Source organism: Agrococcus sp. Marseille-P2731, from assembly GCF_900117395.1.
In the GTDB taxonomy this organism is placed as follows: Bacteria; Actinomycetota; Actinomycetes; order Actinomycetales; family Microbacteriaceae; genus Agrococcus.
In genome coordinates this window covers 522,304-545,050 of sequence record NZ_FPEG01000001.1, presented here as the reverse complement: position 1 = coordinate 545,050, position 22,747 = coordinate 522,304, and the positions used below count along the sequence as shown (strand labels likewise).

At 71.6% G+C, this 22,747-nt stretch carries 21 protein-coding genes; 6 read left to right on the top strand and 15 right to left on the bottom strand.

Annotation, left to right across the window (positions count from 1 at the left end; all coding sequences use genetic code 11):
- Window positions 1–15 precede the first annotated feature (15 nt).
- Window positions 16–957, bottom strand: coding sequence for a TatD family hydrolase (locus BQ6202_RS02720; RefSeq protein ID WP_083586856.1), 942 nt, complete (start codon window positions 955–957; stop codon window positions 16–18).
- A 114-nt stretch (window positions 958–1,071) separates the two neighbouring features.
- On the opposite strand from BQ6202_RS02720, the gene BQ6202_RS02715 reads away from it, so the two are divergent.
- Window positions 1,072–1,611: a hypothetical protein gene (locus BQ6202_RS02715; RefSeq protein WP_072312934.1), complete on the top strand. Its 540-nt coding sequence runs from the start codon at window positions 1,072–1,074 to the stop codon at window positions 1,609–1,611.
- Window positions 1,612–1,633: 22 nt separating this feature from the next.
- On the opposite strand, the gene metG is transcribed toward BQ6202_RS02715, so the two are convergent.
- A complete protein-coding gene (gene metG, locus BQ6202_RS02710) occupies window positions 1,634–3,172 on the bottom strand; it encodes a methionine--tRNA ligase (protein WP_072312933.1) in 1,539 nt (512 codons plus the stop codon).
- A 10-nt stretch (window positions 3,173–3,182) separates the two neighbouring features.
- Window positions 3,183–4,028, bottom strand: a complete 846-nt coding sequence (rsmI, locus tag BQ6202_RS02705) for a 16S rRNA (cytidine(1402)-2'-O)-methyltransferase (RefSeq protein WP_072312932.1) — start codon at window positions 4,026–4,028, stop codon at window positions 3,183–3,185.
- A 142-nt stretch (window positions 4,029–4,170) separates the two neighbouring features.
- Between rsmI and BQ6202_RS02700 the strand changes: the two genes are divergently transcribed.
- Entirely contained in the window at window positions 4,171–5,943 is a 1,773-nt protein-coding gene (locus tag BQ6202_RS02700) for a dolichyl-phosphate-mannose--protein mannosyltransferase (protein WP_072312931.1), read from the top strand.
- A gap of 30 nt (window positions 5,944–5,973) precedes the next feature.
- Here BQ6202_RS02700 and BQ6202_RS02695 read toward each other — a convergent pair whose 3' ends face one another.
- Together BQ6202_RS02695 and BQ6202_RS02690 are read right to left on the bottom strand one after the other, a co-directional pair.
- The gene (locus tag BQ6202_RS02695; protein ID WP_072312930.1) at window positions 5,974–6,444 is read right to left on the bottom strand and encodes a DUF2695 domain-containing protein; all 471 of its coding nucleotides are present in this window, start codon (window positions 6,442–6,444) and stop codon (window positions 5,974–5,976) included.
- A 65-nt stretch (window positions 6,445–6,509) separates the two neighbouring features.
- Window positions 6,510–7,409: a LysR family transcriptional regulator gene (locus BQ6202_RS02690; RefSeq protein ID WP_072312929.1), complete on the bottom strand. Its 900-nt coding sequence runs from the start codon at window positions 7,407–7,409 to the stop codon at window positions 6,510–6,512.
- Window positions 7,410–7,518: 109 nt separating this feature from the next.
- Here BQ6202_RS02690 and BQ6202_RS02685 point away from each other — a divergent pair, with 109 nt between their 5' ends.
- On the top strand, window positions 7,519–8,967 hold the full coding sequence (locus BQ6202_RS02685) for an APC family permease (RefSeq protein ID WP_072312928.1): 1,449 nt from the start codon (window positions 7,519–7,521) through the stop codon (window positions 8,965–8,967).
- Between the two features lie 51 nt (window positions 8,968–9,018).
- On the opposite strand, the gene BQ6202_RS02680 is transcribed toward BQ6202_RS02685, so the two are convergent.
- A complete protein-coding gene (locus tag BQ6202_RS02680) occupies window positions 9,019–9,606 on the bottom strand; it encodes a TetR/AcrR family transcriptional regulator (protein ID WP_072312927.1) in 588 nt (195 codons plus the stop codon).
- Window positions 9,607–9,719: 113 nt separating this feature from the next.
- Between BQ6202_RS02680 and BQ6202_RS02675 the strand changes: the two genes are divergently transcribed.
- Complete coding sequence (locus BQ6202_RS02675) at window positions 9,720–10,322, top strand: NAD(P)H-dependent oxidoreductase (protein ID WP_072312926.1); 603 nt, start codon at window positions 9,720–9,722, stop codon at window positions 10,320–10,322.
- Between the two features lie 146 nt (window positions 10,323–10,468).
- Here BQ6202_RS02675 and BQ6202_RS02670 read toward each other — a convergent pair whose 3' ends face one another.
- On the bottom strand, window positions 10,469–11,311 hold the full coding sequence (locus BQ6202_RS02670; protein ID WP_072312925.1) for an aldo/keto reductase: 843 nt from the start codon (window positions 11,309–11,311) through the stop codon (window positions 10,469–10,471).
- Window positions 11,308–12,468, bottom strand: coding sequence for a bifunctional 2-methylcitrate synthase/citrate synthase (locus BQ6202_RS02665; RefSeq protein WP_072312924.1), 1,161 nt, complete (start codon window positions 12,466–12,468; stop codon window positions 11,308–11,310). The genes BQ6202_RS02670 and BQ6202_RS02665 overlap by 4 nt, the downstream gene beginning before the upstream one ends.
- A gap of 261 nt (window positions 12,469–12,729) precedes the next feature.
- On the opposite strand from BQ6202_RS02665, the gene BQ6202_RS02660 reads away from it, so the two are divergent.
- On the top strand, window positions 12,730–14,784 hold the full coding sequence (locus tag BQ6202_RS02660) for a BCCT family transporter (protein WP_072312923.1): 2,055 nt from the start codon (window positions 12,730–12,732) through the stop codon (window positions 14,782–14,784).
- A 91-nt stretch (window positions 14,785–14,875) separates the two neighbouring features.
- Here the strand turns inward: BQ6202_RS02660 and BQ6202_RS02655 are convergent, their stop codons facing one another.
- The 7 genes from BQ6202_RS02655 to BQ6202_RS02625 all read right to left on the bottom strand — a co-directional run bounded on the left by BQ6202_RS02655 (window position 14,876) and on the right by BQ6202_RS02625 (window position 21,892).
- Window positions 14,876–15,442, bottom strand: a complete 567-nt coding sequence (locus BQ6202_RS02655; RefSeq protein WP_072312922.1) for a hypothetical protein — start codon at window positions 15,440–15,442, stop codon at window positions 14,876–14,878.
- 145 nt (window positions 15,443–15,587) lie between these two features.
- The gene (locus BQ6202_RS02650; RefSeq protein WP_072312921.1) at window positions 15,588–16,751 is read right to left on the bottom strand and encodes an acyl-CoA dehydrogenase family protein; all 1,164 of its coding nucleotides are present in this window, start codon (window positions 16,749–16,751) and stop codon (window positions 15,588–15,590) included.
- 81 nt (window positions 16,752–16,832) lie between these two features.
- Window positions 16,833–17,972 carry an NADH:flavin oxidoreductase/NADH oxidase gene (locus BQ6202_RS02645; RefSeq protein WP_072312920.1) on the bottom strand — a complete coding sequence of 380 codons (1,140 nt, stop codon included), beginning with the start codon at window positions 17,970–17,972 and terminating at the stop codon, window positions 16,833–16,835.
- Window positions 17,969–18,883: a methylisocitrate lyase gene (prpB, locus tag BQ6202_RS02640; protein ID WP_072312919.1), complete on the bottom strand. Its 915-nt coding sequence runs from the start codon at window positions 18,881–18,883 to the stop codon at window positions 17,969–17,971. Before prpB ends, BQ6202_RS02645 begins: the two co-directional genes overlap by 4 nt.
- Complete coding sequence (locus BQ6202_RS02635; protein ID WP_159433609.1) at window positions 18,884–20,392, bottom strand: MmgE/PrpD family protein; 1,509 nt, start codon at window positions 20,390–20,392, stop codon at window positions 18,884–18,886. It lies immediately after the preceding gene.
- Between the two features lie 55 nt (window positions 20,393–20,447).
- Window positions 20,448–21,113, bottom strand: a complete 666-nt coding sequence (locus BQ6202_RS02630) for a class F sortase (protein ID WP_072312917.1) — start codon at window positions 21,111–21,113, stop codon at window positions 20,448–20,450.
- 17 nt (window positions 21,114–21,130) lie between these two features.
- Window positions 21,131–21,892 carry a hypothetical protein gene (locus tag BQ6202_RS02625; RefSeq protein ID WP_072312916.1) on the bottom strand — a complete coding sequence of 254 codons (762 nt, stop codon included), beginning with the start codon at window positions 21,890–21,892 and terminating at the stop codon, window positions 21,131–21,133.
- Window positions 21,893–22,066: 174 nt separating this feature from the next.
- Between BQ6202_RS02625 and BQ6202_RS02620 the strand changes: the two genes are divergently transcribed.
- On the top strand, window positions 22,067–22,735 hold the full coding sequence (locus tag BQ6202_RS02620) for a hypothetical protein (RefSeq protein ID WP_072312915.1): 669 nt from the start codon (window positions 22,067–22,069) through the stop codon (window positions 22,733–22,735).
- Window positions 22,736–22,747: the final 12 nt, after the last annotated feature.

Genomic DNA, 22,747 nt, shown 5'->3' with positions numbered 1-22,747 from the left:
GCGCAGTCCCGGCGCTCAGCGCACCTCGTCCCAGCTGCCGTAGGCCCGCAGCGTGTTCCGGGCCGTCTCGGCCGCGAGCTCGTCGGCGTCGACGCCGAGCCGGTCGGCCATCGAGCGCACCGTGAGCGGCGTCAGGTAGGGGCTGTTGGGGCGGCCCCGGAAGGGCGTGGGCGTCAGGAATGGCGCGTCGGTCTCGACCAGGATGCGGCTGCGATCGGCGACACGAAGGGCCGCATGCAGGTTCTTCGCGCTCGAGAACGTCACGGTGCCCGAGAACGAGAGGTACCAGCCGTGGTCGGCGGCGATCCGCGCGAGGTGCTCATCGCCCGAGAAGCAGTGGAACACCGTGACCTCGGGTGCACCGACGCGCAGCAGCGTCTCGACGACGGCCTCGTGCGCGTCGCGGTCGTGGATCTGCAGGGCGATCCCGTGGCGCTTCGCGATGGCGATGTGCGCCTCGAAGGAGTCGTGCTGCGCCCGCCGGCCGTCGTCGCCGGTGCGGAAGAAGTCGAGCCCCGTCTCCCCCACCGCTCGCACGCGCGGCTGCGTGGCGAGCTCGTCGATGGTCGCGAGCGCGTCATCGAGCGTGCCGGCGCTGGCGTAGCCCGGGGCCTCGTTCGGGTGCAGGGCGACGGCGGCGAGCACGCGCGCATCCTGCGCGGCGAGGGCCGCCGACCACTGCGAGGACTCGACGTCGCCACCCACCTGGATCACGCCGGCGATACCCGCCTGCTCGGCCGCGGCCAGCGCATCCGCGTAGGTGAAGTCGTCGCCGTCCTTGATCTCGAGATGCGTGTGGTTGTCGTAGATCGGCACAGCGAGCGGCTCGGGGATCGGCGGCCGCGTGATGTCGCGCTTGCCGTCGCTGAACCGCTCGCGGATGTACTCGCCGCCGGGCAGCACCGCCTCGCCGGGCGCGTGCGGGATGGGTGCGGTTCCGTGGTGACTGTCGGGCATGGCTCCAGCCTACGAGCGAGCCTCCAGAGCGAAACCTGAGGTATCTTCCAGGTCGGACCATGCATCGGGTGCGAGCATCGATCGCACAGCAACCCACCAGGAGGACGATCCCGCATGCCCCCACGCCTCGCCTTGGCCGCCGCGCTCGGCGCCGCGATCGCGGTGACCGGATGCACGGCCGCGGAGCCGCTCGACACCGGCGAGCAGCCGACCGGTGGCGTGACGACGGAGGTCGACGAGCGCGGGGTCGCCGAGGGCTCTGCTGGCGCTTCGGACGCCGCGACGCTGCAGGCGACGCCGCTCGGCGGGCAGGAGCAGCCGCACGACGGCGAGCCCGGGCTGCCCGTGGACAGCGGGATGTCCATCGATGACGTGCTGCGCACCGGCGCCGTGGCGACGTGGGCCGGGGGCGGCGAGTCGATCGCCATCTCGCTGCCCGCGAGCGCGACGTGCTGGCCGACGGCGGGTGTGCCGACCGTGGTGGACGAGCGGCAGCTGTCGGTCGCGTTCGTGGCGCCCGAGGGGTGCGCCGGGGCCGACTCGGCGCGCACCTACGAGCTGGAGCTGCCCGACGGTGTCGACGCGAGCGGCGAGCTCGAGGTCGGGCTCGACGGGCTGGAGCATAGCTTCACGCTGACGCTGCCCGCGCGGTAGCTCCTCGACCGGTGGAGCGGCATCAGGCCTGCTCGACGCGGGGGAAGAGCGGCGGCACCGTCGTCACGCGCCCCGTGCCGCGCCACTCGTGCGCGCGCTGGATCGGCTGCGCGGCGACCTCGCCCTCGCCGCCGACCGCGGTCCACAGCTTCTGCGCGCTCCCCGGCATGACGGGAGCGAGCATGATCGCCGCCGCGCCGATGCCGTGCACGTTCGAGGCGAGCACCGCCGCGAGCCGCTCGCGCTGCGCCACGTCCTTCGCGAGCACCCAGGGCGCCTGCTCGGTGATGTAGCCGTTCAGGCGCTCGACGATCGACATCGCCGCATCGACCCCGTCGTGGATCTGGAAGGCGTCGATCGCGCTCTCGGCGCGCGCCACCGCATCCGTCACCAGCGTCGCGATGTCGGCATCGATCTCGACGTCGGGCACGACGCCGTCGCAGTACTTGTGCACCATCGCGATCACGCGCGAGGCGAGGTTGCCAAGGCCGTTCGCGAGCTCGGAGTGGTAGCGGGCGTCGAGGTCCTCCCACGAGAACGAGCCGTCGGAGCCGAACGCGATCGCCGACATGAAGTAGTAGCGGAACGCGTCGACGCCGAAGACCTCGGTGATCTGCTTCGGCTCGATGCCGGTCGCCTTCGACTTCGACATCTTCTCGCCGCCGACGAGCAGCCAGCCGTGGCCGAAGACGTGATCCGAGATCTCGATGCCGGCGGCCATCTGCATGGCGGGCCAGATGACGGCGTGGAAGCGCGCGATGTCCTTGCCGACGATGTGGGTCGCCGGCCAGCGGCGGGCGAAGCGCTCCTCGTCGACGCCGTAGCCGTTCGCCGTGATGTAGTTGAGCAGCGCCTCGAACCAGACGTAGACGACGTGCGTCTCGTCCCACGGCACCTTGATGCCCCAGTCGAAGGTGTTGCGGCTGATCGACAGGTCGGTGAGGCCCTGCTTCACGAACTGGCGCACCTCGTTGCGCACGTGCTCGGGCTGCACGTAGTCGGGGCGCTCGTCGTAGAGCGCGAGCAGCCGGTCGCCGAACTCGCTCAGCTTGAAGAAGTAGTTCGCCTCGCGCACCGTCTCGAGCGGCCGCGAGTGGATCGCGCACACCTGCTGGCCCTCGAACTCGCCGGTGCCGGGCACGAGGTCGCCGGGCGTCTTGTACTCCTCGCAGCCGACGCAGTAGTGCCCCTCGAACTCGCCGTGGTAGATGTACCCGGCCTCCTTGAGGCGCTCCAGGAAGATGCGCACGCCCACCTTGTGGCGCTCATCCGTCGTGCGGATGAAGTCATCGTTCGCGATGTCGAGCAGCTCGAGCTGCGGGATCCAGGCGGTCTCGACGAGCCGGTCGGTCCACTCCTGCGGGCTGACGCCGTTGGCGGCGGCGGTGCGCATGATCTTCTGCCCGTGCTCGTCGGTGCCGGTGAGCATCCAGGTGTCGTCGCCGCGCTGGCGGTGCCAGCGCGCGAGCACGTCGGTCGCGACCTCGTTGTAGGCGTGGCCGATGTGGGGCACGTCGTTGACGTAGTAGATCGGCGTCGTCACGGTGAAGCGCTCAGGCATGGGCTCAAGTCTAGGAGCCAGCCCCCGCGTGTGACGACGAGGGTCTCGGTTCCGCGAGCGCGGCCTGGTAGAGCGCGTTGCGCGCGTGCCCTGTCGCCTCGGCAACCTCGGCGGCCGCCTCCTTGAGCCGCATGCCGCCCTCCTTGAGCAGCAGCACCTGCTGGATCGCGGCGGCGAGATCGGTGAGCGCTGGGCGGGCACCCTCGAGCACCAGCACGATCTCGCCGCGCACGCCCTCGCGCGCCCACGGCAGCAGCTCGCCGGCGGTGCCGCGGCGCACCTCCTCGTAGCGCTTCGTGAGCTCGCGGCACACCGCCATTCGGCGCTCAGGCATGACGCGCTCGATCGACTCGAGCGACTCGATCAGGCGGTGCGGGGCCTCGAAGAGCACGAGGGTGCGCTCCTCGCGGGCGACGCCGGTGAGGAAGCGGTCGCGCTCCCCCGCCTTGCGAGGCAGGAAGCCGTCGAAGGCGAAGCGGTCGGTCGGCAGGCCGGAGAGTGCGAGCGCGGTCAGCACGGCGGAGGGGCCGGGCAGGCACGTGACGGCGACGCCAGCGGCGACCGCCGCCTGCACGAGGCGGAAGCCCGGATCGGAGACCGCGGGCATGCCCGCGTCGGTGAGCACGAGCACATCCTCGTCGCGGGCACGCTCGACGAGCGCCGGCGCGGCCGCCGACTCGTTGTGCTCGTGCAGGGCGACGAACTGCGCCTGCGTCTCGACGCCCAGCGCGCGCAGCAGCTGCTTCGTCGTGCGGGTGTCCTCGGCGGCGATCACGGTCGCGCCGGCGAGCGCCTCGCGCAGCCTGGCGCTCGCGTCGCCCAGGTTTCCGATCGGGGTCGCGCCGAGGATGATCACCCGTTCAGCGTATTGCCGCGCCCGCCTGCCCGCAGGTCGCCCCTCGACCGGCTCGGGATCGGGAGCGCGCGGCGCAGCGGCACGCGTCACGAGACCTCGGCGCGGCAGCACCCGCCAGCCGCGAGGTGCGACAATCGCCCGTGTGACCCTGCCGAACGACGCCGCCGCGCTGCGCGACGTCGACGACACACGGCCGGAGGCTCCCGACGCACCCTCCCGCTCTCGCCGCGAGCGCCTCACCGGGGCGTATCTCGGCATCGAGCGGCGCCTGCGCGAACCGCGCATCCGCCGCACCCTCGAGATCGCAGCGCCGGTCGCCATCGTCGGGGTCGCCGCCGTCGCGCGCCTCGCGGGGCTCGGGCATCCGCACCAGCTGGTCTTCGACGAGACGTACTACGTCAAGGAGGGCTGGTCGATGTGGCAGCTCGGCTTCGAGGGCGAGTGGGCCGAGGAGTCGAACGAGGGCTTCGAGGCGGGCGACGCGAGTGGGCTCACGACCGAGGCCGACTACGTGGTGCACCCGCCGCTGGGCAAGTGGATCATCGGCATGGCGATGGCGGTGTTCGGCATCGCCGACCCCTTCTTCTGGCGGCTGCCGAGCGCGCTCGCGGGCGTCGCGCTCGTCGCGCTGACGTATGCGGTGGCCCGCGGCCTGCTGCGATCGGTGGCGTTCGCGTCGCTCGCCGGCCTCTGGATGGCGATCGACGGCTTCGCGATCGTCATGAGCCGCGCGGCGCTGCTCGACGGCGTGCTCGCGGTGTTCGTGCTCGCGGGCGCCGGCGCGCTCCTGCTCGATCGGCGCGGCTCCCCGGCGCGCACGGTGCGGGCGCTCGCAGCGCGACGGCGGCGCTTCGGCGCCGCGATATGGGCGCGCCCGTGGCTCGTGATCGCCGGCATGCTGCTCGGCGCCGCCTGCGCGACGAAGTGGTCGGGGGCCGCCTTCCTCGCCGCCTTCGGCCTGTGGACCGTGCTCATGGATGCGCTCGACCGCCGCAGAGCAGGCTTCGCGCACCCGTGGCTGGGCACGCTGCTCACGCAGGCGCCGACGAGCTTCGTGCTGCTCGTGGGCCCGGCGCTCGCTGTCTACATCGCGAGCTTCGCCGGCTGGTTCGACGGCGGCTGGGGCTCGCAGCTCGCGCTCGAGCGCGTCGACCTGCGCTGGGGCGGGATGCTGGCGTGGGTGCCGCTGGGCCTGCAGTCGCTGTGGATGTATCACGCGCAGCAGCTGGGCTTCCACGTGGGCCTCGACAAGGACCACCCCTACCAGTCGCCAGCGCTCGAGTGGCTCTGGCTCGGCAGGCCGACGGGCTTCGAGATGGGCACGAGCGACGCGGGCGTGTGGTGGATCACCGCGCTGCCCAACGTGCTCGTCTGGTACGCCGCGATCATCGCCGCCGGCTTCCTGCTCTTCCACCTCGGCCGCACCCTCGATCGCACCGCCGGCTTCCTGCTGCTCGCGATCGCGGCGGGCTACGGACCCTGGCTCGCCTTCCCCGAGCGGACGATCTTCCTGTTCTACGCCATCGTCTTCCTCCCCTTCCTCGTGATCGGCCTCGCGTACGCGCTGCAGCTCCTCGTCGGTCGCCTCCGGCCAGCGGTGCCGCGCGGCGCGAAGGGCGCGGCCGGCACGCACGCTGTCGCGGTGGGGGCGGATGGGTCGGCTGCCGACGCGCAGGCACGGCTCGATGCCGACATGGAGTCCGTCGTGCCCTCCCCCGGGCTCGGGCGAGCGCACAGCGACGGCCCCAGGGGGGATGGCGACGTCGAGCGGCGCGCCGCCGGATGGGCAGCGATCCTCGTGCTGCTCGCGGCGAGCATCGCCGTGGCGATCTGGTTCATGCCGGTGGCCTACGGCATCACGCTGTCGGACGCGGCGATGCACCTGCGCTTCTGGCCACCGCGCCTGCCGCAGTAGGCACTCCCGCAGCACGATCCGCCCCGCGCCTCAGTACCAGCCTCGACCTGGCAGCCATCGCGGTCGCCAGAGCGTCGCCCAGTTGCTGCACGGCTGCGTCGAGCCGAGGCGGACGCCCGCACAGCGCGGCATCACGTCGGGCGGCTCAGGCTCGAGCAGCTCGAGCCCGTCGAGCTCGTCACCGTCAGGGCCGTCGTCGTCGATGGCCGCGGGCCGCTGCGGAACGGGCGGCACCCACAGGTGCCGCGCCGGCTCGACGGCGTTCATCAGGAACTCGCAGTCGCAGTGGCCGCCGCTCGCCGCCAGCCGGCGCTCGAGCGCGGTCGCTCGCGGGGCGACGAGGTCGCGATAGCGCTTGGCGAAGCGATGCCCATCGCAGCCGAAGGCGCTGACAGCACGCTGCAGGTAGCAGGCGAGGCACTCGCGCTCGAAGGGCGTCAGCCACTCGTCGAGCAGCGAGCGGACGATGGCTTCGGCCTCGGCGGCGATCGGTTCTTCCATGGGCGCACGGTGGCAGACCGGCGCGCCGCCGCGCGCCGTGCCGGGCCCGGCTGTGGACAGCGCCGCTACGGATGCGCCGCGCGGATCGAGCGCTTCGCCAGCTCGGCGATGATCCTCGTCGCCCGCGAGACCGAGGCGCCCTGCCGGGTCACGAGGGCGATCGTCTCCTCGAAGGGCTCGGCGAAGGGGTAGCTCGTCACGCCGTCCGGCAAGCCTCCCGAGCGCACGATCGACGCGCTCACGAGCGTCGCGCCGACGCCCTGCGCGACGAGGGAGAGCGCGCTCTCGACCTGCTCGACCTCGATCGTGGGGTCGATCCGCAGGCCCGCCGCGTGCGCTCGATCCAGCAGCTGCCGACGTGTGGGGTCGCTCCAGCCGCTGTGCGCGTCGTAGAGCACGACCCCGGCGTCGATCAGGTCCTGGATCGTCGCGGCGCCGCCGCCGGGCGCAGGCCCCGACGTCGCGAAGCGCACCTCGTCGACCACGAGCGGCTCGATCTCCAGCCGCTCGCTCGCGATCGGCAGCACCACGAGCCCCGCCTCCAGCTCGCCCGACTCCACCGCCCGTGCGACGAAGTGGGAGTTGAGCCCGACCATGCGGATGCGCACTCCCGGATGCGCGGCGTGGAAGCGGTGCACGAGCCCGGAGAGGCCGTAGAAGTTGGCGTTGCGCAGGACGCCGAAGGTCGCGACGCCGGTCTCGAGGGAGACGAGCGAGCGCATGGCAGCAGCCGCGTCCTCGGCGGCGCCCAGCGAACGGTGCGCGTACGGGAGCAGCTGCTCGGCTGCCGCGGTCGGCACCAGCTTTCGGGCCCCCCGGACGAAGAGCACCACGCCGAGCTCTGCCTCCAGCCGGCTGACGAGCTCCGACACCGAGGCCTGGGAGACGTCGAGCTCGTTCGCCGCCGCCGTCAGCGTCCCGAGCTCCATCGCCGCGACGAACGCGCGCAGCTGAGCGAGAGTCATAGGGCGACCCTAGTGCAGGTGGCGGCACAGCCCGGATTGCGCTGTCGCTGACCACGCGCGTAGCGTGACCGCAGGCCACCGGCGAGCGCCGGACGACGACAGGAGCCCCATGGACGACAACGCTGCCGATCCACAGTTCAAGAAGACGCTCGGCACGCTCGACGCGTACGCGCTCGGCTTCGGCTCGATGATCGGGTTCGGCTGGGTCGTGCTCACGGGCGGGTGGATCGACAACGCGGGCACGCTCGGAGCGGTGATCGCGATGGTGATCGGCGGCCTCATCATGCTGCTCGTCGGCCTCGTCTACGCCGAGCTGACCGCGGCCATGCCGAAGGCGGGCGGCGAGCACCACTACCTCATGCGCGGGATGGGCCCGCGGTGGGCGTTCGTGGGCTCCTGGGGCATCACCGGCGGATACATCGCCATCGTCGCCTTCGAGGCCGTCGCGCTGCCGCGCACGATCGCCTACATCGTGCCCGAGATCAACCAGATCCCGCTCTGGACGATCTTCGACTCGCAGGTCTACCTCGTGTGGGCGCTGATCGGCACGGTCGCCGCGATCATCATCACCATCATCAACGTCATCGGCATCAAGCTCGCGGGCATCGTCCAGACGTTCGTCGTGCTGTTCCTGCTGGCGGTCGGCGCCATGCTCGTGTTCGGGGCGACCACCAACGGGTCGGCCGCCAACATGGAGCCCTTCTTCACCAACCCGGCGGGTCTCGCGACCGTGCTCATCGTCATCCCCTTCCTCTACGTCGGCTTCGACGTCATCCCCCAGACCGCCGAGGAGCTGAAGCTCAGCCCACGCAAGATCGGCCGCCTCATCGTGGTCTCGGTGCTCATCGCGACCGCCTGGTACGTCATCGTCATCCTCACGACCTCCTCGTCGATGCCCGGCGCGGAGCTCGCGGCGTCCGACCTCGCGACCGCCGATGCGATGGCAGCGCTGTTCAACAGCCCGGTCATGGCCAACGTGCTGCTCGCGGGCGGCATCGCCGGCATCCTCACCTCGTGGATCGCCCTGCTGATCGGCGGTACGCGACTGCTCTACGCGATGGGACGCTCCGGCATGCTGCCGCGCTGGTTCGGGACGCTGCACCCGAGGTTCCGCACCCCGGTGAACGCGATCGTGTTCGTCGGCGCGATCTCGGCCATCGCCCCGTTCTTCGGGCAGGGGATGCTCGGCTGGCTCGTCGACTCGGGCTCGCCCAGCATCGTGATCGCGTACCTGCTGGTCTCGGTGGTGTTCCTGGTCCTCCGGAAGCGCGAGCCCAGGATGGATCGACCGTTCCGCGTGGGCTCGGCCCGCTCGGGCAAGGCCTTCGGCATCGCGGCGATCGTGACGACCGCCGCGCTGCTCAGCCTCTACATCCCCGGCATGCCCGCAGCGATCGCCCCGCAGTCCTACCTGCTGTTCGGGCTCTGGTGGGCACTCGGACTCGTCTTCCTCCTCCGCATCCCCTCGGGCATCGCCCCCGGCGAGGACACCGAGCACCGGCTGCTCGCACGCCTCGCCAGCCGGCGCGGCGAGCGGACCGCGCGCGACGCCGCCTGAGCGCGGCGGCTCGGCAGCCCCCGATCGACCCGCGCACGGGTCGGCCAGGGGCTACCCGTCGCTCGCGACCACGCGATCGAGCAGCGCGTCCACTGCCGACAGCGCGCCTTCCAGCGGCAGGTGCCCGGCCTGCGACAGCTGCGCCAGGCCGTGCACGGTGCCCCACATCGCGGCAGCCATGCTCGCGGCCGCCTGTCCCTCGATCTCCGGCAAGGCGGCGCGCACCGTGTCGGCCAGCAGCGCCTCCTCCGCGGCGATCAACGGCGCCATCGTCTCGGTGGGGCTGCCGGGCACGCAGACGGATGGGTCGTAGATGACCGCGAACACGTGCGGTCTGGCGGAGGCGAAGGTGACGTAGTCGTGGGCGAGCGCCCTCAGGCGCATCGCGGGCGCTCCGTCCCGGGTCGACGTCCGCTGCGACTCGAGCAGCGCGCTCATGCTGCGCTCGGCCAGGACCTTCAGCAACGCCTTGCGGTCACCGAAGTGGTGATAGGGCGCGTTGTGGCTGACGCCCGCCTCGCGCGCCACTGCGCGGAGGCTGATCTCGGCGGCCGGCTGCGTCTCGAGCAGGCCCATCGCGGCGCGCTCGAGCGCCTCCGGCAGGTTGCCGTGGTGGTAGGCCGAGGTCGATCTTGACACGTGCAAGATCCTACGGGACGCTTGGCGGTGTCCAGATAGTTGACACTGCCCAGATCTCGCACCTCGACGCGCGGCCGCCCTGCTCGCGCATCGCTCGCACCGAAGGAGCCCCCATGTCCGCCCTCGTCATCGACGCCCATCCGAACCCCGACTCGCTCGTCTCGGCCCTCGCATCCACCTACGCCGATGCGCATGGCGACGCCCGCATCATCCGCCTGCGCGATCTCGACTTCGACGTGCACCTGCGCTTCGGCTACACGCGGCGCATGCCGATCGAGCCCGATCTCGCCGCTGCGCGCGCCGCCATCCGCGACGCCGACCACATCGTGATCGCGACGCCCGTGTGGTGGCGCTCGACGCCCGCGCTGCTGCGGGGCTTCCTCGACCGGGCGCTGCTGCCGCAGGAGGACTACCGCTACAAGGGCTCCATGCCCGAGGGGCTGCTCGGCGGGCGCACCGGCCGCATCATCGCCACGAGCGACACCCCTGCGTGGCTCGCCGGCGTGCTGCCCGACACGCGGCTCGACCAGCTGCGCAGCGGCACGCTCAGCTTGTGCGGCATCAAGCCCGTGCGGATGCGGCGGCTGGGTCCGGTGCGGCACTCCAGCCCCGAGCAGCGGGCGTCGTGGCTCGCCCTCGTGGCGGCCGATGCGGCGAAGGACCGCGCGCGCTCGGCGCGGCGGGCGCCCCGGCTCGCGACCGCGGTCCCTCGCTAGCCGCGCCGCCCCACTCGCTCGCGTCGGCGGCAGCCGCATGCGAGAACGCGACCCCTTCTGCCACGTGCGACCCGGTGCACCGGGTCGGGTCTGGCAGAAGGGGTCGCGCTCTGCGGCGGAGCTCGCCGCCGGGGCGGAGGCGCGGGCTACGCGACCTCTGCGGGGTCGGCCGAGACGCGGCCAGCCGCGCCCTGGTCGAGCGCGTCGATCGCGGCGATGTCGTCGGCGCTCAGCTGCACCGACGCTGCGGCGAGGTTCTCGACCATGCGCGCCCGGCGGTTCGACTTCGGGAAGACGATGCGGCCGGCAGACAGGTGCCACGCGAGCACGACCTGCGCCCACGAGACGCCGAGGCGCTCGGCGATCGCACCGATCGTGCCGGAGGTGTAGTCGACCTTGCCCTGGCCGAGCGGCCCCCACGCCTCGATCTTGATGTCCTGCTCCGCCGCGAGCGCGGTCGTCGCGCGCTGCTGGAACTGCGGGTGCAGCTCGATCTGGTCGATCGCGGGCCGGAAGCCGGTCTCGAGGATCTCGGGCAGGTAGCGCTCGTCGAAGTTCGAGACGCCGATCGAGCGGGTGAGCCCCTCGTCGCGCATCGCGCCGAGCGTCTCCCACGTCTCGACCGGGCTGCCGTTCGCGGGCGTGGGCCAGTGGATCAGGTAGAGGTCGACGTGGTCGAGCCCCAGCTTCTCGAGGCTCTCGCCGAGCGCTGCGCGCGCCTCGGTCTCGCCGCGGCGGTCGTTCCACAGCTTCGTCGTGATGTAGAGCTCCTCGCGCGCGATGCCGCTCGCCGCGATCGCGCGGCCCACGCCCTTCTCGTTGCCGTAGATGGCCGCGGTGTCGATGTGGCGGTAGCCGGCCTCGAAGGCGTCGAGCACGATGCGCTCGGTCTCGTCGGGGTCGACCTTGAACACGCCGAAGCCGAGCTGCGGGATCATGCGCCCGTCGTTGAGCTGCAGGCTGGGGACGTTGTGGGATGCGGTGGTCATGCGGTCTCCTCGATGGTCGATGTGTCCTGGGGCAGTGCGGATGCGTCGACGCCGTCGACGTGGCGCTCGTCGGGCCCGCTGTAGGCCGAGAGCGGCCGGATGAGCGCGTTGTTGGCGCGCTGCTCGATGATGTGCGCCGTCCAGCCGGTGACGCGGGCGGCGACGAACAGCGGCGTGAAGATCGGCACGTCGAAGCCGATCAGCGCATAGGCCGGCCCCGACGGGAAGTCGAGGTTGGGCTTGATGGGCTTGCGGTCGGCCATCGCCTGCTCGAGCGCCGTGTACATCTCGAGCATGTCGGGCCGCTCGTAGTGCTCGGCGAGCCGCTCGAGCGCCGCGCGCATCGTGGGCACGCGCGAGTCGCCGTTCTTGTAGACGCGGTGGCCGAAGCCCATGATCTTGCGCTTCTCGTCGAGCGCGGACTGCATCCACGCATCCGCCCGGTCGGCGCTGCCGACCTCGCCGAAGACATCCATCACTGCTTCGTTCGCACCGCCGTGCAGCTGACCCTTCAGCGCACCGATCGCCGCGGTGACAGCGGAGTAGAGGTCGGCGAGCGTCGAGGTGACGACGCGGGCGGTGAACGTGGAGGCGTTGAACGAGTGCTCGGCGTAGAGGATCATCGACTGGTTGAAGGCCTCGACGACGAGCGGGTCGGCCTCCTCGCCGAACGACATCCAGAGGAAGTTGGCCGCGTAGTCGAGGTCGTCTCGCGGCTCGACGATCGCGTCGCCGTTCCGGCGTCGCTGCTCGTAGCTGACGATCGCCGGCAGCACCGCGAAGAGGCGGAAGGCCTTGTCGAGGTCGTCGGATGCGTCCTCGGCATTCGGGTCGTTGGCGCCGACGATGCTCACGGCCGTCCGCACGACGTCCATCGGATGCGCGGTCTCGGGCAGCGCATCCATCACTGCCCGCACGTTGTCGGGCAGGGCGCGCAGACCGCGCTCCTTGGCGCGCAGCTCGGCGAGCTGCTCGTCGGTCGGCAGGTCGCCGTGCCACAGCAGGTGGGCGACGGCCTCGAACGACTGCGTCGCCGCGAGCTCCTGCACGGGGTAGCCGCGGTAGAGCAGCGAGTTGGTGTCGGGGTTGACCTTCGAGATCTCGGTGGTGTCGGCGTAGACGCCAGCGAGTCCCTTCTTGATGTCGGGCTCGGCCATGGTGCTCCTGACGTGAACGGACGTGCGTCGTAGGGCGCGGCCGGTGCGGCCATCGCGCCTTCGACTCTAGGGCACGCGACCTGACGAACTCGTTCGTCAGGCGAACGAGCGGCCGCGCCGTCCCGGCTTCGTGCCGGCGGTCACGATGGCGCAACGATGCTGAGGATGATTGCAGCTCTTCCGAGGCGTCGCGGTAGGTTCTCGTCGCGCCCGAAAGGGCTGACCCGAGACGCAGCAGCCTGAAGAGACGAGACGTTCGCCATGCCCGAGAGCACTCCGCCCACGCCGCAGCAGGGACCGCCGCGCAAGCCGCGCACACCGGTCAAGCAGGTGGTGAAGGATCTCGCGGCGCCCCGCGTGCCAGACCCCGTGGTGCACCCCGCCCTCATCCCCGGCATCGGCGTCGAGCGCACCGGGCGCGTGTTCACCACGAACTGGCCGGTGTTCGTCATCGCCTCGGTGTTCGTCATCGGCATCATCCTGTGGGGGGTGCTCGCACCGGCGAACATCGCAGCGGTGGGCGGCGCATCCCTCACCTGGGTCTCGACCAACTTCGGCTGGCTCTTCGGGGCGCTCACGATCGCGGTCGTCGGCTTCATGCTGCTCGTCGGCTTCGGCCGCACCGGGGGCATCCGGCTCGGCGCAGACGATGAGGCGCCCGAGTTCTCGACCGCGTCGTGGATCTCGATGCTGTTCGCCGCGGGCCTCGGCATCGGCCTGCTGTTCTACGGGCCGATGGAGCCGCTCACCTACTTCATGGACCCGCCGCACGGCTTCGACGACGCCCCGCTCAGCCCCGACGCCATGCACTCGGCGATGGCGCAGACGATGCTCCACTGGGGGCCGATGGCCTGGGCGTACTACTCGCTCGTCGGCGGTGCGATCGCCTACGGCGCGTATCGCCGCGGCCGCTCGCCGCTGATCTCCGCCATCTTCACCCCGATCTTCGGGCAGCGGACCGAGGGATGGGCCGGCTCGATCATCGACACCTTCGCGATCATCGTGACGCTCGGCGGCACCGCCATCTCGCTCGGGATCGGCGCCCTGCAGATCGGGCGCGGCGTCGAGGTCGTGACGGGGCTCGGCCCGCTCGGCAACGGCTTCATCGTCGCTGCGATCGCCGTGCTGACGTGCCTCTTCATCATCTCCGCCGTCTCCGGGGTGAAGCGCGGCATCCGGCTGCTGTCGAACACCAACATGCTGCTCGTCGTGCTGCTGGGGCTGTTCGCGCTCGTCACGGGGCCGACGCTGCTGCTGTTGAACCTGATCCCCGCAGCCGCCGTCTCCTATGTCTCGGAGCTCGGCACCATGCTCATGCGCAACGTCACCCACGGCGAGGAGACCGCGAGCTTCATGGCGAGCTGGACGACCTACTACTGGGCGTGGTGGGTGTCGTGGACGCCGTTCGTCGGCATGTTCATCGCGAAGATCTCGCGCGGCCGCACGCTGCGCGAGTTCGTGACCGTCGTCATCCTCGTGCCCTCGGCGGTCTGCCTGGCGTGGTTCACGATCTACGGCGGCACGACGATGTGGATGGAGGCCGAGGGCTTGGCCGTCAGCGAGGCCGGCTCGTCGGAGGCGATCCTCTTCGAGGTGCTCGGCAACCTGCCGTTCGGGACGATCACCTCGGTGATCGCGATGATCGCAGTGATCATCTTCTTCGTGACGGCGGCCGACTCTGCCTCGATCGTCATGTCGTCGATGAGCCAGCGCGGCAAGCCCGAGCCGTCGACCTGGGCGACGGTGTTCTGGGGCCTGCTGCTCGGCGTGACCGCTGCGGTGCTGCTGGTCGGCGGCGGCGAGACCGCGCTCGGCGGCCTGCAGTCGCTCATGGTGGTGACGGCGCTGCCGTTCGCCTTCGTCGTGATGGGCGTCATGGTCGCCTGGTGGAAGGACCTGAGCACCGACCCGTACATCCTGCGCCGACGCTACGCCAAGGCCGCGATCGCTCAGGGTGTGCGGCTCGGCATCGAGGAGCACGGCGACGACTTCGTGTTCGGCTCGAGCGAGGTCGTGGCCGACGACGGCGCCGGCGCCTGGCTCGACACCGAGGATCCGGCGCTCACCGAGTGGTACACCGATGCGACGACCGGGCCGATCAGCTCGGAGGACGTGCTGCGCTCGCTCGAGCCCGGTCGCATCCAGCGCAAGGGCGAGGACCGCCCCGACCACACCGCATCCGGCGACAACGCGCTCACCGTCGGCGAGGAGCGCCGCGACCGCAAGCGGCACGAGCGCGACGAGCGCAGGCATGCGGATGCCTCGGGTGACGCTCGGGAGCGCGGCGACGAGTCGGTCGAAGGGCCGAGGGCCTGACGAGAGCGCGCCGACCGCTCGCGACGACGAAGCGCCCCGCCGGATGGCGGGGCGCTTCGCGTGCGGTGCGGTGCGGTGTGGTCGGCGCTGCTCAGTCGTTCGAGCCCGCGGAGCCCGCCGAGGGAGGCGATGCCGGGCTCTGCGGCGATGCCGGGCTCTGCGGCGACGGCGCCGAGTAGACGGGAGCCGGTGCGCTGGGCGCCGAGTAGACGGGGCTCGGCGCCGAGTGCTGCGGAGCCGGTGCGTAAAAGAGACGGGGGGGGGGGGCAGGGGCGGGCGCCGGCCGGGCCGGAGCCGGCGCCGCCGGGCGCGGCTGCGTCGTGGCGGGCGCAGAGTGCGCCGAGGCGGCTGAGTGCGCGACGACCGGCGATGCGGCCGACTGCGTCGCCGACGGGGCGGCCGCCGACTGGGTGGCCGACGCCGCGGCCGACGCGGCGTCGCTCGCCGAGACGGCCGAGATGATCGAGGCGTGCGTGCCGGTCGTCTTGATCTGCACGGCCCCGCCGGCGAGCACGTCGCCGCGCAGGGAGCCTGCGTCGACGACGCGCCCATCCGCGCCGCGGAGCTCCACCGCGTTGGCGATGCCTGCGGCGCTGGCTGCGATCGCGCCGAGCCCGAGGACTCCGACGGTGCCGATGGCCATCCACTTGGTGTTCATGACTTCCTCCTGCTGGTGCTGTGCTCCGGGACCGGGGCTCTGACTGCTTGAGAGCAACGATCGTCGGCGGCCGTGAGGCAGGGAGGAAGCCCGCGTGAGAGGCCTCTCATGGGGGCCTCTCGCGCCGGGAACGGGCCGGCAGCGCTCAGGCGATGCCGAGCGCGCGCGCGATGACGAGCAGCTGCACCTCGCTCGTGCCCTCGCCGATCTCGAGGATCTTCGAGTCGCGGTAGTGGCGCGCCACCGGGTACTCGTTCATGAAGCCGTTGCCGCCGAAGACCTGCGTGGCGTCGCGCGCGTTGTCCATCGCCGCGTCGCTCGCGGTGAGCTTGGCGAGCGCCGCCTCGGTCTTGAACGGCTTGCCGGCGTCGCGCAGGCGAGCGGCGTGGTGCCACGCCAGGCGCGCGACGTGGACGCGCTGCTGCATGCGCGCGAGCAGGAACTGCATGCTCTGGCGTCCCGCGAGCGGCTCGCCGAAGACCTTGCGCTGCTTGGCGTAGTCGACGGCCGCCTCGAGGCAGCCCTCTGCGGCACCGGTCGACAGCGCCGCGATCGCGATGCGGCCCTCGTCGAGGATGTGCAGGAATCCACCGAATCCGCGCCCGCGCTGGCCGACGAGGTTCGCGGCGGGCACCCGCACGTCCTTGAACGTGAGCGGATGCGTGTCTGAGGCGTGCCAGCCGACCTTGTCGTAGGGGGCCTCGACGGTGAAGCCGGGGGTGCCGTTCGGCACGTAGATCGTCGAGATCTCCTTGCGGCCGTCCGTCTCGCCCGTGACCGCGGTGATGGTGACGAACTTCGTGATCGACGTGCCGGAGTTGGTGATGAACTGCTTCGAGCCGTTGATGACCCACTCGTCACCCTCGAGGCGGGCGGTGGTGCGGGTGGCGCCGGCATCGGAGCCGGCTTCCGGCTCGGTGAGGCCGAAGCCGGCGAGCGCCTCCCCCGAGAGCAGCTGGGGCAGCAGCTCGGCCTGCTGCTCCTGGGTGCCGAAGCGGAAGATCGGCATCGCGCCCAGGCTGACACCGGCCTCGAGCGTGATCGCGATGGACTGGTCGACGCGCGCGAGGGCCTCGATCGCGAGGCAGAGGGCGAAGTAGTCGCCGCCCTGGCCGCCGAGCTCCTCGGGGAACGGGATGCCGAACAGCCCCATCTCCCCCATCTGCGCCACGACGTCCATCGGCAGGGTCTTCGTGCGATCGGCCTCGTAGGAGACGGGTGCCACGACCCGGTCGGCGAAGTCTCGCACCGCCTCGGCGAGCGCCAGCTCGTCGTCGCTCAGCTGATAGGTGTCCAGGTCGATGCTCATGGCGTCTCCCGTCGTTGGAAGCAGATGTGGGTGGCCCTCACGCTCCAGGGGTGGCGGGGCGTGGCGAGGCCGTCTGCGAGCCTATCGCCTCGACACGTGACGGGCCCGCGTGTACTGCGGCGGCCACACCGACGTGGTGACGGCGTCGGATGCGGCGGCGCCGTCCGGCGCGCCGGCCGCGGCGGGCAGGCGGTCGGCGTCGAGCGCAGCCTCGGCCGCGAGCGCCCAGTGGGGGTTGCGGAGCCACGGCCGTCCGAGCATGACCGCGTCGGCATCGCCGTCGACGAGCACCGCCTCGGCCTGCTCGGGCTCGTCGATGAGGCCGACGGCGTTGACCCGCGCGCCCGTCGCCGCGCGCACCGCGCGCGCGAAGGGCACCTGATAGCCCGGTCCGACCGGGATCTCCTGCCGCGGATCGAGCCCGCCGGAGGAGAGGTCGAACCAGTCGGCGCCGGCCTCCATGGCGACGCGCACGTGCTCGACGGTCATGTCGGTGTCGATGCCGCCGGCCACCCAGTCGCTCGCGCTCAGGCGCACCATCAGCGCCGCATCCGGCGCCGCCTCGCGCACCGCCTCGACCACCTGCCGCAGGAGCGCGACCCGCAGGCCGTCGCCGTCGGTGCCCCACGCATCCGCCCTGGTGTTCGACAGCGGCGAGAGGAACTGGTGCAGCAGATAGCCGTGGGCGGCATGCACCTCGACGGCGTCGAAGCCGGCGCTCACCGCACGCCGCGCTGCTGCTGCGAACTGCTCGGGCAGCGCCTCGATCTCCTCCGGCGCCAGCGCGCGCGGCGGGGCGTAGCGGCCGAACGCCGCGGTGCTCGGCGCCACGGTCGGCCAGCCGCCCTCGGCGGCCGGGACCGACCCTCGGCCGCTCCACTCGCGGTACGTCGAGGCCTTGCGCCCCGCGTGCGCGAGCTGGATGGCCGGCACCGCGCCGTGGTCGCGGATGCGCTGGGCGATGGGTGCCCACGCCTCGGCCTGCTGGTCGTTCCAGATGCCGGCGTCCTGCGGCGAGATGCGACCCTCGGCGACCGCGGCGGCCGCCTCGGTCATGACGAGGCCGGCCCCTCCGCGCGCGAAGGAGGCGAGGTGCTCGTGGTGCCACGCGCCCGGCACGCCGTCCTGCTGCTCGCAGGAGTACTGGCACATGGGCGAGACCCAGGCGCGGTTGCGCGCCGAGACGGGCCCGACGTCGACGGGCGAGAAGAGGTGGCTCATGCCTGGCTGTGGCCTTCCGGGACCTCGAAGTTGAACACGCCCTCGTCGAAGGCGCTGTAGGCGGCGTAGTCGTTGAGCTCGTAGAGGCGCGCGCGGGTCTGCATGCGCTCGACGGCGCCGTCGAGGGTGCCGGTGTCGCGCAGCCCGCCGAGCTCGCGCTCGATCGCGCCCATCGCGATGCGCAGCAGCGAGACGGGATGGATGGCGATGTTGACGCCGACGTCCTGCAGCTGCTGGTGGGTGAAGAGGGCGCTCTTGCCGAACTCGGTCATGTTGGCGAGGATCGGCACCCGCACGGCCGCGCGGATGGCCGCGAACTCCTCGAGCGTCGCCATCGCCTCGGGGAAGATGGCGTCGGCCCCGGCAGCCTCGAGCGCCTTGGCACGGTCGATCGCGGCGCCCAGCCCCTGCACGCCGCGGATGTCGGTGCGAGCCATGATCACCAGGTCGGGGTCTCGGCGCGCGCTGACGGCCGCAGCGATGCGCTGGGCGGCCAGCTCTGTCGAGACGACCTCCTTGCCGTCGAGGTGGCCGCAGCGCTTCGGGTTGACCTGATCCTCCAGGTGCAGGCCCGAGACTCCCGCATCCTCGAGCTCGTGCACGGCCCGGGCGACGTTCATCGCCTCGCCGAAGCCGGTGTCCGCGTCGATGAGCGTCGGCAGATCGGTCATGCGCGAGATCTCGCGACCGCGCTGCGCCACCTCGCTCAGCGTCGTCAGGCCGATGTCGGGCAGGCCGAGCTCCGCCGCCATGACGGCGCCGGAGATGTAGACGCCCTCGAAGCCGAGCTGCTGGATGAGCGGACCCGTCAGCGGCGTGAACGCGCCCGGGAAGCGCTGGATCGTGCCCGACGCCAGCCCCGCTCGCAGCGCCTTCCGCTTCTGGTTCGGGGTGACGGTCGTCGAGAGCATCTAGAACAGGCCCTTCGTGGTGCCGACGTCGACGGTGCCGGCCGGCGCGAGCACGTTCAGCTGGCGCACCTCGTCGGCGGTCAGCTCTGGCAGGCGCTCGACGAGCCCGAGGAAGCGGTCGATCTCGTCCGTCTCGATGATGCCCTGCGCGAGCGTGCGCAGCTTCTGCACGTACTCCGCGCGGCCGAACGGGCGCGCCCCGGCCGGGTGCGCATCCGCCACCGAGATCTCGTCCTCGATGACCTCACCGGAGGCGAGCGTGACCACGATGCGACCGCCGAACGCCTTCCTGTCGGGATCGGGGTCGTGGTAGCGCTCCGTCCACACCGGGTCCTCCAGCGTGGTGATCCTGTTCCACAGCGCGACCGTGTCGGGGCGCTGCGCGCGCTCCGGCGCGTAGGAGCTCACGTGGTGCCAGCCGCCGTCCTGCAGCGCCACGGCGACGATGTAGGGGATGGAGTGGTCGAGCGTCTCGCGCGAGGCGGTCGGGTCGTACTTCTGCGGGTCGTTGGCGCCCGAGCCGATCACGGTGTGGGTGTGGTGACTCGTGTGCAGCACGATCGAGGTGACGTTCTCGGGGTCGCGCAGCTCGGGGCGCTCCGCCGAGAGCTTGCGCGCCAGGTCGATCCAGGCCTGCGCCTGGTACTCGGCCGAGTGCTCCTTCGTGTAGGTGTCGAGGATGCCGCGCTTGGGCTCCCCCTGCGCGGGCAGCGGCACGCTGTAGGAGCCCTCCCAGCCGTCGAGCAGCCAGGCGATCACGCCGTCCTCGCCCTCGTAGATCGGCACGGGGCTCGTCTGCCCGCGCATCGCGCGATCGACGGACTCGACCGCCATCTTGCCCGCGAAGGCCGGGGCGTGCGCCTTCCACGTCGAGATCTCGCCCTTTCGGGACTGCCTGGTCGCGGTGGTCGTGTGCAGCGCCTGCCCCACCGCCTGGAAGATCGTCTCGGCCTCGAGGCCGAGCATCGTGCCGATGCCTGCGGCAGCCGAGGGGCCGAGGTGCGCGACGTGGTCGATCTTGTGCTTGTGCAGCGAGATCGCGCGCACCAGGTCGACCTGGATCTCGTAACCGGTCGCGATGCCGCGCACCAGTGCCCTGCCGTCGCAGCCGAGGTGCTGCGCGACGGCGAGGATCGGCGGGATGTTGTCGCCCGGGTGCGAGTACTCGGCCGCCAGGAAGGTGTCGTGGTAGTCGAGCTCGCGCACGGCGACGCCGTTGGCCCACGCCGCCCACTCGGGGCTCACGCGGTCGTCGATGCCGAAGACCGCGGCGCCGGGCTCGTAGGGGTGGCGCTGCGCCTGCTCGCGAGCCGAGATCACCGGGGGGCGGTTGAGCGAGGCGATCGCGACCGACGCGTTGTCGATGATGCGGTTCGCGATCATCTCGACGACGTCGGCCTCGACCTCGACCGGGTCGACGGCGACCTGCGCGATCTTCCATGCCAGCTGCTCCTCGCGGGGCAGGTTCTCGGCGCTCCTGTGGGCTCTGACCTCGTGCTGCTGCATGATTCCGACCCTATCGAGCGGCGCTGACCGGTGGATGCGCCGCGGGTCGGATGCCCTGCTACGCCGCCTCGACCAGCTTCGCGAAGACGATGAAGTTGTTCGGGAAGCCGTCGGTCGTGCCGCCCAGGTTGTCGCACGTGATGAGGCGCAGCTCGGCATCCGACGCCGGGTAGTAGACCTCGCGGGTCGGGAACTCGTCCTTCGCGAACGACTCGACCCGGTAGATCTCGAAGACCGCCGTCGAGCCGTCCTCGCGCTGCACCCGCACCTCGTCGCCGGGGACGAGCGACTGCAGGTCGTAGAAGACGCCGAAGTCGGAGGTGAGGGAGTTGACGTGCCCGAGCAGCACCGAGGTGCCGAGTTCACCGGGCGTGGGCGAGCCGTCGTACCAGCTGGCCGGCGAGCCCTCGGCGTCGGGCGGCACCTCGAGCGTGCGGTCGGCCCGGAGGCCGGTCTGGATCAGCTGCGCGTCGCGCTCGAGCGCCGGGATCTGCACGCTGACGGGCGTCGAGGCCTCCATGGCGAGGGGCGTCGCCTCCGGCTCCGCGCTGCTCGGAGGCTCTGGCGTCGGCGAGGGGCTGGCCGGCGCGGTGCTCGGCGCGACGGCGGATGACTCGGGCGCGGCCGCACCGTCGTCGGCGGTCGCGCAGGCGGTCAAGGACAGCAGGAGGGCCGCCGCCACCGCGGTGAGGCGGAGGCGACGGCCCGATCCGTGAAGCATCATCGATGCAGACTGATGGTTCAGCTGTCGGTCGCGGTGCGGCGACGGACCATGTAGACACCAGCAGAGAGCATGACGACGAGCGCGCCACCAGCAGCGACGGCGCCGAGCTCGACACCGTTCGATCCGGCGGTCACACCGGTGTCGACGCCACCGGCCGGAGCCATGGCGAGGGCACCGCAGAGCGCGGGCGACGTGGCTGCGAGCGGGAGCTCGGGCACCAGGTCGCTCGGCTCGGTCGCGCCCTCAGGCTGCGTGGCCGGGTCGAGACCGTGGACGACGACGACGGCGGTGCCGGCGGCGAGCGCGTCACGCGTCTCGTGGTTCATCTCGAAGGTCTCCTCGTAGGAGATGGTGTCGCCCGAGGGAGCCACCGCGAGGTCGAGGCCGGCTGCCGGGCTCTTGTCGGTGTCGCCGACCGAGAGCGTCGTGCCGATGTCGCCGTACGACGGGCCACCCTCGGTCGTGCTGATGATGCCGTCACCGTTGGTGTCAGCCTCATCCGACGGGCAGACGCCCTGGGCGCCGATGTGGATGTGCTGCACGTGCGGGTAGGCGGCGCCGTCGAACTCGGCTGCGAGGCCCGACGCGTTGATCGTGACGGTGGCCATGTCGCCGTCGACATCGATCCACGCTTCTCCGGTGGCGCCCGAGCTGTTGATCTCGCCGAGGTCCGACCAGTAGGAGCCGGTGACGTCGTGAGCCATCGCGGGAGCAGCGGTGAGCGCGATCATGCCGGCACCGAGGATCGGTGCGGCGAGCAGGATTGACTTCTTCTTCATGCTGATACCTCTTTCGAAGGATCGGGGGAGCAAGGGTTTGCGTCCCGTATGAGGCTCTTCGGCGCCGCCGCGCATCCGGATTGGTCGCGCCCGAGCTTTCTTTGCGGCAGATGCAATCCGTCTCGCGAAGAGCGACGAACGCTTCGTGTACGCATCCCACCGATCGGAGACCTCATGGCCCGCACCACCCGGATCGCGCTGCTCGTCGCCTCAGCGCTGCTGCTGACAGGCTGCGCGACGTCAGCGGCGACGCAGCCGGAGTCGGCGCCCGAGCCCTCGCACACCATGCCGGACGGCACCGTCATGTCGGGCGCGGAGCACGACCACGGCGCGGAGGGCGAGGAGCCCGCCGAGCACGGCGACGCCGAGCACGCCGAGCACGGAGACGACGCCCATGCCGCGAGCGCCGGCGACCCCTCCCCCGCAGCGCAGATGATCTGCGCCGGCCAGGTGGTGAACGCGGTCACGAGCCTGTTCGACCTCGAGGGCGAGGCGGTCGGCACCCCCTCGTGGGACGCCCCGATGTACTCCTGCACCTACGAGATCGACGGCGCACCGCTGCGCCTCTCGGTGCACGACACGGCCGACGTGGCGGCAGGCGAGGCGCACTTCACCGGTCTGCAGAGCACCCTCGCGGGCGCCGAGGAGATCGAGGGCATGCTCGGCCTCGGCCTCCCCTCCTTCTCGACCGGCGAGGGCATCGTGGCCTTCATCCGCGACGGCAAGACGCTGCTCGTGGACGCCACGGCGCTGCCCGACGGCTTCGCCGGATCCATGACGCATGACGGCGCGGCCTACGCCGTCGCATCCGCCGTGCTCAACTGCTGGGTCGAGCACGACTGAGCCCCGGCTGGG